Annotated in this window: 8 protein-coding genes and 3 tRNA genes; 8 read left to right on the top strand and 3 right to left on the bottom strand. The window is 64.8% G+C overall.

Going from position 1 to position 8,427, the window contains the following annotated elements:
* Positions 1 to 103: 103 nt before the first annotated feature.
* From Q4E95_RS08565 to Q4E95_RS08555, 3 genes are all read left to right on the top strand, one after another.
* Positions 104 to 176 (top strand) — tRNA-Glu (locus tag Q4E95_RS08565).
* A gap of 90 nt (positions 177 to 266) precedes the next feature.
* Positions 267 to 340, top strand: a tRNA-Asp gene (locus Q4E95_RS08560).
* Between the two features lie 62 nt (positions 341 to 402).
* Positions 403 to 475: transfer RNA gene (locus Q4E95_RS08555), tRNA-Phe, on the top strand.
* Between the two features lie 67 nt (positions 476 to 542).
* On the opposite strand, the gene Q4E95_RS08550 is transcribed toward Q4E95_RS08555, so the two are convergent.
* A complete protein-coding gene (locus tag Q4E95_RS08550) occupies positions 543 to 1,244 on the bottom strand; it encodes a TVP38/TMEM64 family protein (RefSeq protein WP_303382903.1) in 702 nt (233 codons plus the stop codon).
* Positions 1,245 to 1,270: 26 nt separating this feature from the next.
* Positions 1,271 to 2,227: an NYN domain-containing protein gene (locus tag Q4E95_RS08545; RefSeq protein WP_303382902.1), complete on the bottom strand. Its 957-nt coding sequence runs from the start codon at positions 2,225 to 2,227 to the stop codon at positions 1,271 to 1,273.
* A 188-nt stretch (positions 2,228 to 2,415) separates the two neighbouring features.
* On the opposite strand from Q4E95_RS08545, the gene Q4E95_RS08540 reads away from it, so the two are divergent.
* The 4 genes from Q4E95_RS08540 (at position 2,416) to Q4E95_RS08525 (ending at position 5,340) form a co-directional block, all read left to right on the top strand.
* On the top strand, positions 2,416 to 2,958 hold the full coding sequence (locus Q4E95_RS08540) for a DUF4242 domain-containing protein (protein WP_303382901.1): 543 nt from the start codon (positions 2,416 to 2,418) through the stop codon (positions 2,956 to 2,958).
* Positions 2,958 to 3,992 carry an acyl-CoA dehydrogenase family protein gene (locus tag Q4E95_RS08535; RefSeq protein ID WP_303382900.1) on the top strand — a complete coding sequence of 345 codons (1,035 nt, stop codon included), beginning with the start codon at positions 2,958 to 2,960 and terminating at the stop codon, positions 3,990 to 3,992. Before Q4E95_RS08540 ends, Q4E95_RS08535 begins: the two co-directional genes overlap by 1 nt.
* Positions 3,993 to 4,058: 66 nt before the next feature.
* Positions 4,059 to 4,697, top strand: a complete 639-nt coding sequence (locus Q4E95_RS08530; protein WP_303382899.1) for a DUF1801 domain-containing protein — start codon at positions 4,059 to 4,061, stop codon at positions 4,695 to 4,697.
* A gap of 160 nt (positions 4,698 to 4,857) precedes the next feature.
* Entirely contained in the window at positions 4,858 to 5,340 is a 483-nt protein-coding gene (locus tag Q4E95_RS08525; protein WP_303382898.1) for a hypothetical protein, read from the top strand.
* Positions 5,341 to 5,400: 60 nt separating this feature from the next.
* Here the strand turns inward: Q4E95_RS08525 and Q4E95_RS08520 are convergent, their stop codons facing one another.
* Positions 5,401 to 7,104 carry an alpha-amylase family glycosyl hydrolase gene (locus Q4E95_RS08520; RefSeq protein WP_303382897.1) on the bottom strand — a complete coding sequence of 568 codons (1,704 nt, stop codon included), beginning with the start codon at positions 7,102 to 7,104 and terminating at the stop codon, positions 5,401 to 5,403.
* Positions 7,105 to 7,353: 249 nt separating this feature from the next.
* On the opposite strand from Q4E95_RS08520, the gene Q4E95_RS08515 reads away from it, so the two are divergent.
* Entirely contained in the window at positions 7,354 to 8,355 is a 1,002-nt protein-coding gene (locus Q4E95_RS08515) for a hypothetical protein (RefSeq protein WP_303382896.1), read from the top strand.
* Positions 8,356 to 8,427 lie beyond the last annotated feature (72 nt).

Raw genomic sequence — 8,427 nt, 5'->3', positions numbered from 1 at the left:
GCCACCCTGTGATAGTCGGGTTTGTGCAACCGGGGTGTTTACCTCTAAGCTACTGAAGGTCCATCGTCCACTAATGCGCAAGCGGCAGTCGGGCGACGTTCTGGCCCCCATCGTCTAGCGGCCTAGGACACCGCCCTTTCACGGCGGCGGCACGGGTTCGAATCCCGTTGGGGGTACGTTTTCTCGCGAGAGAATCTCATGCGGTGAGCGATTTGCTAAGGCAGTCAGTTCTACTGGTAAGATATCCACTCGTTGGAAACAACTAAGGCCCTGTAGCGCAGTTGGTTAGCGCGCCGCCCTGTCACGGCGGAGGTCGCGGGTTCAAGTCCCGTCAGGGTCGCTCAGGCGGCGATGAAAAGGTCACTTTTCGCGCCGTCGCGGCATATCCCAGGTGATGTGCCTGGCTCTGTAGCTCAGTTGGTAGAGCGTACGACTGAAAATCGTAAGGTCACCGGATCGACGCCGGTCGGAGCCACTGAACCCTCGCGTGGCTTCTACACGCGGGGGTTCTTCTCATTTCCGCACCAAGGTCGGCCAGACCGTTACTGCCGCGCAGCCTTCCACCGTTTGTACGCCCACACGGTCATGACCAGCACCACGATCCATGACAGCACCACCACGGCGCCGTTGAGGACCGTGGGGTCCGCGACGAACGCCCCCAACGCCACGAGTGAGACCTGGCCCGGGATTACGGCAATCACGCTGGCGCCCAGGAAATCCCGCTGCGTGATGCCAAAGGCTCCGCTGCCGTAATTGACCGGCCAGTACGGAATGCCGGGAACGAGCCGCAGGGTGCACACGGCTTCAAATCCTGCGCCGTCCAAGCGGGCCTCGATTTTCTCGCTGTACTTGCCCAGCACCTTGCGCACCGCATCGGTACCCAGCGCACGGGCCAACCAGTAGGCACCCCACGAGCCGATCAACACACCGATCACGGAAAACAGGCTGCCCAGGACCACTCCGAAAATCAGCCCACCGGCCACCGCCATGATGGTCACCGGAATAGGTGTTAGCGCCACGACCGCGTAGAGGCCGATGAACACCAGCCAGCTCACCCACCCGTAACTTTCGAGCCGTTGTTGCAATTGATCGGCCGGGGGAAGTTCCACGTTGAAGAACAACCACAGCATGACCAGCAGGACCACGATCAACGCGGCATTGCGGGCAAAGGAGCCCCAAGAGATTCCGGTACCCTCCTTCGATGGGTCCCCGGAAGAATCTGAAACTGCTGGCTCGTGACTCACGCGCTTCAGACTAGAGCACCGGTTAGTCAGGCCAGGGTGTCGATGGTGTCCCAGAAGCATTTCCGCAGGTGTTTGCGCACCGACTGCAGATCGGTGTCGGCCTCGCCGATACGCGCCGCGCAGTCTCGCAGCAGGGTCGAATCAATCTCTGTCGGCAGGATGGGACGCTCCTCCAGAACGGACTGCACCTCGGCCAGGGGAGTGGTCTGGTACCAGTTGCGAGCCAAGCGCTCGGCAACCTCCTCCGCCACCGCAAACAGACGGGGCAGATCCACGTCCGGTTCCTTGACCGTGATGAACGTGGCCTTCTTACTGGCCAGGGTCGCCGGAGTCACCGGTGTCGGCCCCGAGCTCGGTCCGGGCAACGGGGCGCCCGCCGCTGGTGGCGTGGACTCGGTGCCTGCTTCCGACCCCGGCACCACCGCCCGCGTGGCCGGAGTGAACGTGGAATGGATGAGTTCCTGCGGCAGCACGAGGATGCGGTCCACCTTGTACGCCAGGTGCTCCGCCACGGACTTGATGCCCAGGTACCGGTTCTTGTCCTCCAGCGCCAGCAGCACCACCTTCATGCCCAGATCCTGGGCGGCCTCCACGGCTTCGGCCAGATCGTCGTCACCGCTGAGCAGGTAGGCGACCTTGGCGGAACCATTGCGGGCCACCTCGATCAGGTCCAGTCCCAGCCGCAGGTCCACGCCCTTCTGCTGCCCGTTCACGCCGATGCGCCCCAGGCGGACCTTGACGTCGTCGAGCAGGGAAATTTTCTTGTGCCAGTCGCTGAGCACGCCGTCCCGGGAGGCGTCGTACCAATAAATGCGCAGTGGATCCAGGTTGCAGTTGTCGCGGGTGATGCTCACGATCCCCGAGATCAGTTGCTCGGCATCCACCCGGGTGGCTGCGCGCAGGGAAGTTCCGGTCACGGTGGAACTACCGGCGGACAGCAAGAAGCCCGCGTCGATGAAAATGACGCTCTGCTCGTGAAACATGTTCAGACCCGGTCCTTTCGGGGATCAGTCGAAAGTGGTGCTGGCTGCTCTGAGCTTAGATCCCCGCGGTGAGCAACAACTGAAGAGGGTGTCCGCTCAATGTTGCGCAGTGTGTCCAGCTCCTTGGGTCGGGGACGGGTCCACGCGTAGCGTTTAACGAAATCCCACAACCGACGAGAGGAATCTCCATGTCACTGCAGCTTTTCGAAGTAGTTCCCAGCAACGCCACCCGCGAGGGCGCCGAGTCCGTGATCGCGGCCATCGCCTCCGCCGCCGAGCAGAACGGCGCTCAGGTTCTGGAATCCCAGGTCACCGAGGGTCAGGGCCGCGTGTTCACCGTGGTCGAGCTCGACGGCGATGACACCACCGCCCTGGACCAGGCCATCCGCAACGGCGTGGCCGAGCAGGCCACCGAGGTCTCCGGGCCGGACCAGGTCCGCCTGGTGGGCGCCGATATCGAGGACATCCGCAAGGCCAAGCCCTCCGCCGAGTACCTCGTGGAGTGGGATATCCCCGCCGAGATCGACATGGAGACCTACTTGGGCCGCAAGAAGGCCAACGCCCCCAAGTACGCCGAGGTCCCCGAGGTCAGCTTCCTGCGCACCTACGTACGCGAGGACACCGTCAAGTGCCTGTGCTTCTACAACGCTCCCGATGAGGACGCCGTGGTGCGCGCCCGCGAGGCCGTGACCACCCCCATCGATCGGCTGCACCACTTGGCAGGCAACTGATGCCCGTTCCGTCAACCGTTCAGCAACCGGTCGCGGATTCCGTGCTGGCCAACGTTGCCGAACGCGCCGCGAGTATCGACCGGGGTGACGTCGAGACAGACGTCGCTCTGGCGGAACTCGGGCGCAGCGGTGCCTTCGACGCCGCGGCCCAGGGCGACGTCGCCGGGGTCACCTCACTGCTCGAAACGCTGGCTCGCGAGTGCTTTTCCACCGCGTTCAGCGCGTGGGGTCACACCATGGCCATCCTGTTCCACCGCGCCGCGGGGACAGAGATTCCGCAGGAACTGCTCAACGGTTCGGTGGCCGGTGTCTCCGCCATGGCTCCCGCATTCAAGTGGGCGTCCGAGCTCGGTGACATCCCCGTGGAAGCAGTTGCGGACGGCGATTCCGTGGTGCTCAACGGCAAGATCGTGTGGGCCTCCAACCTGTTCCCGAACGCGATCATCATGATGCCGGTGCGTTTCGAGGACGGAACATTGACCATCGCCCGCGTGCGCATTGGCACCGAGGGTCTCACCGTGAAACGGTCGGCCCCGCTCATGGCGCTCAACGGCACCGCCAGTGGCTCACTGACGCTGAGCGATGTGCGGATTCCCGGCAGCGACGTCACCGGAGTGCCGCTCAAGGAATTCCTGGCCACCGTCCGACCCGGATTCTTGCTCGCCCAGAGCGCGTTCTGCATCGGCCTGGGTGCGCGCAGTTTGGACGAGGCGGCGTCGGCGGTCGTGAAACCGGGCCCCAACGCCCTGTTCCGCGACCGGCTCAACGGCCTGCGCGAGACCGAGCAGAGCCTGCGCAACGAACACGCGGCCCTGCTCGAGAAGGTCACCTCCCCGGTGCGCTTGTTGCAGCTCAGGCTCGACGCCGCTCATTTCGTGAGTGCCGCGACCAAGCTCGAGGCCACGGTTGCCGGTGGCCGCGGTTACCTGGCGGACACGGACACCACGCGCCGCGTGCGCGAGGCGGCGTTCCTGCCGGTGCAGTCACCCACCGAGGGACACCTCATGTGGGAGATTCGGCGCCAGAGCGCCTGAGAGCGGGCCGCACGGGCTCTGCACGTGCTGGTGTTCAGGATCCGGCTGCGCATTTAGTCTGGTCCCATGACCGCACTCACGGAGATCAAAGGCACCGGGGCGCCGCTGCGTCGTGCGCTGGCAGAACGGGGCATCACCGAGCTCGAGCAGCTGGCCGGAGCAGACTTTCACGAACTGCTCGCGCTGCACGGCGTGGGACTGAAGGGCCTGAACCGGCTCAATGATGCGTTGGGTGAGCGGGGGCTGGAAGCGATGAGCGGCGTCGTCGCCCCGGAATCCACGACCACAACCACCAAGGCGGACCTCGAGACCGAGCCGACCGGGCAGTCTCCGCAGGACTGGATCGAGTCCCTTCCCTGGCCCCGGCGGGTGGAGCAGGGCAGGGCGTTGCTTGAGATCTTCCACGAGGCCACCGGTGTCGAGCCCGTCATGTGGGGCCCGTCGATCGTTGGCTACGGTCACCTGCACTACCGCTATGAGACCGGCCGCGAGGGGGACACCGCGCGCGTCGGATTCTCGCCACGCAAGGCCGCAATCTCCCTCTACGGGCTGCAGGGTGACGACGGCGCGCAGGACCTTCTCGATCGCCTCGGCCCGCACCGCCGCGGGGCGGGGTGCGTCTACGTGACCAGGCTGGACGCCGTGGACCAGGACGTGCTGCGCGAGCTGATCGTCCGCGGTTGGGAATCCGACCCCGCCGGCTGACTCCCTTGTTCCAAGGGATGTGTCACTGGGCTGGGACGTGGACACTCCCCAGCCGTTACGGAGGTTGGCGGCTTAGGTTGGGGACGTATCGATCACCGTGCACGCCCCGAGCTTCTGGCCGGATGGGCTGCACCTCATGGGCGGACGGCGGGTGAACCTCTTGACCTTGAAACGAGTTGCGGCCGCAGCGGCCGCCTCGGGTCTGTTGCTCGCCCTGACCGGGTGCTCCTCCGGCACGGAGGGGCCGGTCACCTTCGAGGTGCCCAGCGAAATCCCCCAACAGAACAACGGGTCACAGGCTCCCGCGGGCACCGGCCAAACCGCCAGCACCGGCACGTGCCTGGACGTGGTCGAGGTCTACACCGGCCTGGTGGTCCTACCCATGACCACCGACCGATCCACGGACGCCACCGCGGACCCCGGCCAGGACTCCTCCGTGGTCGCCCAAGCCACCGCCTCCCTCGAATCGCACCGCGACCGGTTGCCGGAGCCGGTTCTTCCGGCCTTCGACAACGCCGTTCAGCTCCTCGATAACGCCGGCGAGACCCTGCAGCCCCAAGAGGCCGCCCAGATCCAACGGGCACTGCAACCCGTCCAGGACTGGATTTCCACCCAGTGCTCGGCAGCGTTGCCGGAAAACTAGGTTCCGGGACGAGCGCTGGGCCGCACTTATTCCGTGCGGCCCAGCGTCCGCGCCCGCTCGCTAGAGCTTGACCCACACCGTGTGGTCCACGGCCAGCTTCCCCGCCATCACGGCGCTCTGGCCGCTGGCGAGTAGCAGTTCGCCGGTGCTGAGCTCGGGGAGGTGCACGGCCTCATCGCCGGCATTGGCCGCGACCAGAACTGTCTCCCCGGACTCCGTGGTGAGGCGGTAGGCCAGAATTTGCGAACCCCGCTCACTCAGGGGATCCCACGCGAACTCCGCGCGACCCAGACCCAGCTCCTGCCGGATGCGCAGGGCGTTCGTGTACAGGTTCAGCACTGATTGCGGGTTACCCAGTTGGTGATCCACCGTGATGTTCTCGAAGCTCGCCGGTTGCGGCAACCACGGATCCGGGCCGAATCCCAGCCCGTTGCCCACGGGGGACCAGGGCAGGGGGACGCGAGCGCCGTCGCGACCCAGCTCCTTGCCCTCGGTGCGGAAGAAGGTGGGATCCTGGCGGCTCTCTGCGTCCAGAGTGGTGTGCTCCGGCAGTCCCAGCTCATCGCCCTGGTACACGTATGCGGAACCGGGGAGGGACAGTTCCACGAGCGCGGCGGCGCGGGCGCGGCGCAGGCCCAGATCGGCGTCGGGCTGCTCGTCCTCCGCGCCGATTCCATTGGGGTAGGCGGTGCGGGAACCCAGCCCGTAGCGTGAGGTATGACGGACGGTGTCGTGATTGGAGAGCACCCAGGTGGACGGCGCGCCCACCGCCCGGTTGACGCGCAGAGCTTCCGTGATGGCATTGCGCATGCGGTCGCGATGCCAGCCCGCAACCAGGAAGTCGAAGTTGAACGCCTGCTGCGCCTCGTCCGGGCGGACGTACAAGGCCAGCCGCTCCGCCGGGCCGATCCACGCCTCCACCACGAGCATGCGCTCGCCAGGGTACTCGGCCAGCACCCGATTCCAGTCGCGGTAGATCTCGTGCACGCCGTCCTGGTCGAAGTAGGGGCCGGTGTCCATGGTCTTCTCGGACTGGCCCTGCTCATCCACATCAGTGCCCTCGACCATGTGCACCTGCTCGTCCCAGTCGGGTAGGCCTTCCGCCTTGACCATGCCGTGAGCGACATCCACGCGGAACCCGTCCACACCGCGGTCCAGCCAGAACCGGAGCACGCTGCGGAACTCCTCCCACACCTGCGGGTTCTCCCAGTTCAGATCCGGTTGGGACGAGTCGAAGAGGTGCAGGTACCACTGGCCGTCTGCAATGCGAGACCACGCGGGACCGCCGAAAAGCGACTTCCAGTTGTTCGGGGGCAGTTCGCCGTTCACACCCTTACCTTCGCGGAACATGTAGCGGGCACGCTCTGCGGAGCCTCTCGGAGAAGAGAGCGCGGCTCGGAACCATTCGTGATCCTCGGAGGTGTGGTTGGGCACGAGATCCACAATGAGTTTCAGGCCCAGATCATGGGCTTCATCGCGCATCCGATCGAAGTCGTCAAGAGTGCCGAACCGCGGGTCAATGGTGCGGTAATCGGCCACGTCGTACCCGGCGTCATGCTGCGGAGACAGGTAGAAGGGGGACAACCACACCGCATCCACGCCCAGCTGCTTGAGGTAGGGCAGTTTTTCGGTCACACCGCCCAGGTCGCCCATCCCGTCTCCGTTGGAGTCCTTGAAGGAGCGCGGATACACCTGGTAGATCACGGCGTCCCGCCACCACTCGGTACCGGACTGTTGACGTGGGGTCACTGATTCATCAGACACCCCTTAACGCTAGTCAGCATGCGGGATACGGGGAAATCTGAGGTGAGGGAATCGCAGCCGTGAAGCTCCAGGGGAGGAAAATGCGTAAAGTGGCCCGGATTTGGACATCTTCCTCCCACCAGGCTGCGGGGCTGCACTTTCCTCCCATGCGCCTCTGGCCGAGGAACCATGGGCCCTGTGGAGGGCCACCGGACCAGTGACTGTGGACAACTCCCGGCCCGTGCAGGCCCGGTTCTCTAGAGTCCGAGCATGCTGTATCAACAACAACCCCTGAAGCTCGGGGCCCGTCCGGTGGTGCTGCGCACGGTCGAAACGGGCAAACGTGCCTCGCAGTTGATAGCTCATGCGGGGATGCAGCGAGTGACCAGGGGACTGTGGGCCGTCCATCCCGCGCCGCTCACTCCGGTGGAGCGGGCATTGCTGTTGCAACAGCATTTAGGTGCTCCGGGTTCCACGCTCGCCGTGACCGGGTTCAACGCCCTGGACATCCTGAGGATACCCGTGGGGTACACCGAGCATTGGGTGCATCAGTCACTCAGGATGCCCTGTCCACGGATCATGCAGAACTTTTCGGGGGAACGGGAGTCGGCCCATTTGCGGTGGTCAGGTGCACGAACCCAAAGCGTTGCCGAGGGAATCAAGTTCTCCAAGTCGCTGGGGCTGGGTACTTTTGCGGGCCCCTGGGACAGCAGGATTGCACATCCGGTGGAGGCGCTGGTGGTTGTTGCCCCTCGGCTGTCGCACTGGCGCATTGTCGCCTGTCTGGACGCAATGATGTCCTGGCAATTCACCATCCCCGGTACGGGGGTCACGGCCGAACTTCCGAGAGCTGTGATCGAGGAGTGCTTAAGTCATTTACCGCCGCATTCGCTCGCCGTGAATGCTGTGCGAAAAGCATTGCGAGAGTCCCAGGAGTCATGCTTCTCGGCCATGGAAACCCTGACGCGCATGATTGCACTGCATGAAGGACTGCCACCGCCTCAGCTCAACTACCCGGTGAAGGTCAATGGACGGACGTTTTACCTGGACCTGGCATGGCCGGAATTCAAGGTGGCAGTCGAGTACAACGGCCGGGTCCATGCGGATGAAGTGGACCAGTACCGGGATGAGATGTACCGATTCGCGCTCCTGCGCGACAGCGGGTGGGATGTCACGCTGCTGGTCAAGGACGATCTCAAGGATCCCGGCCGGAGACGGAAGTGGGTTGAGCGGGTGCGCCGCGCGACGTCCTCGCGGTGTGTCGAATTCTGACGGAATGGCTTGCGTTCCATGTACGCAGCAGGGAAGTCTCAGGGGTGTGATGTCTCAGGGGAGGAACCTGCG

It is taken from the genome of Kocuria sp., assembly GCF_030536815.1.
GTDB classification, from domain to species: Bacteria; Actinomycetota; Actinomycetes; order Actinomycetales; family Micrococcaceae; genus Kocuria; species Kocuria gwangalliensis.
The sequence above is the reverse complement of the archived record's forward strand: the minus strand, read 5'-3'. Positions and strand labels throughout refer to the sequence as shown.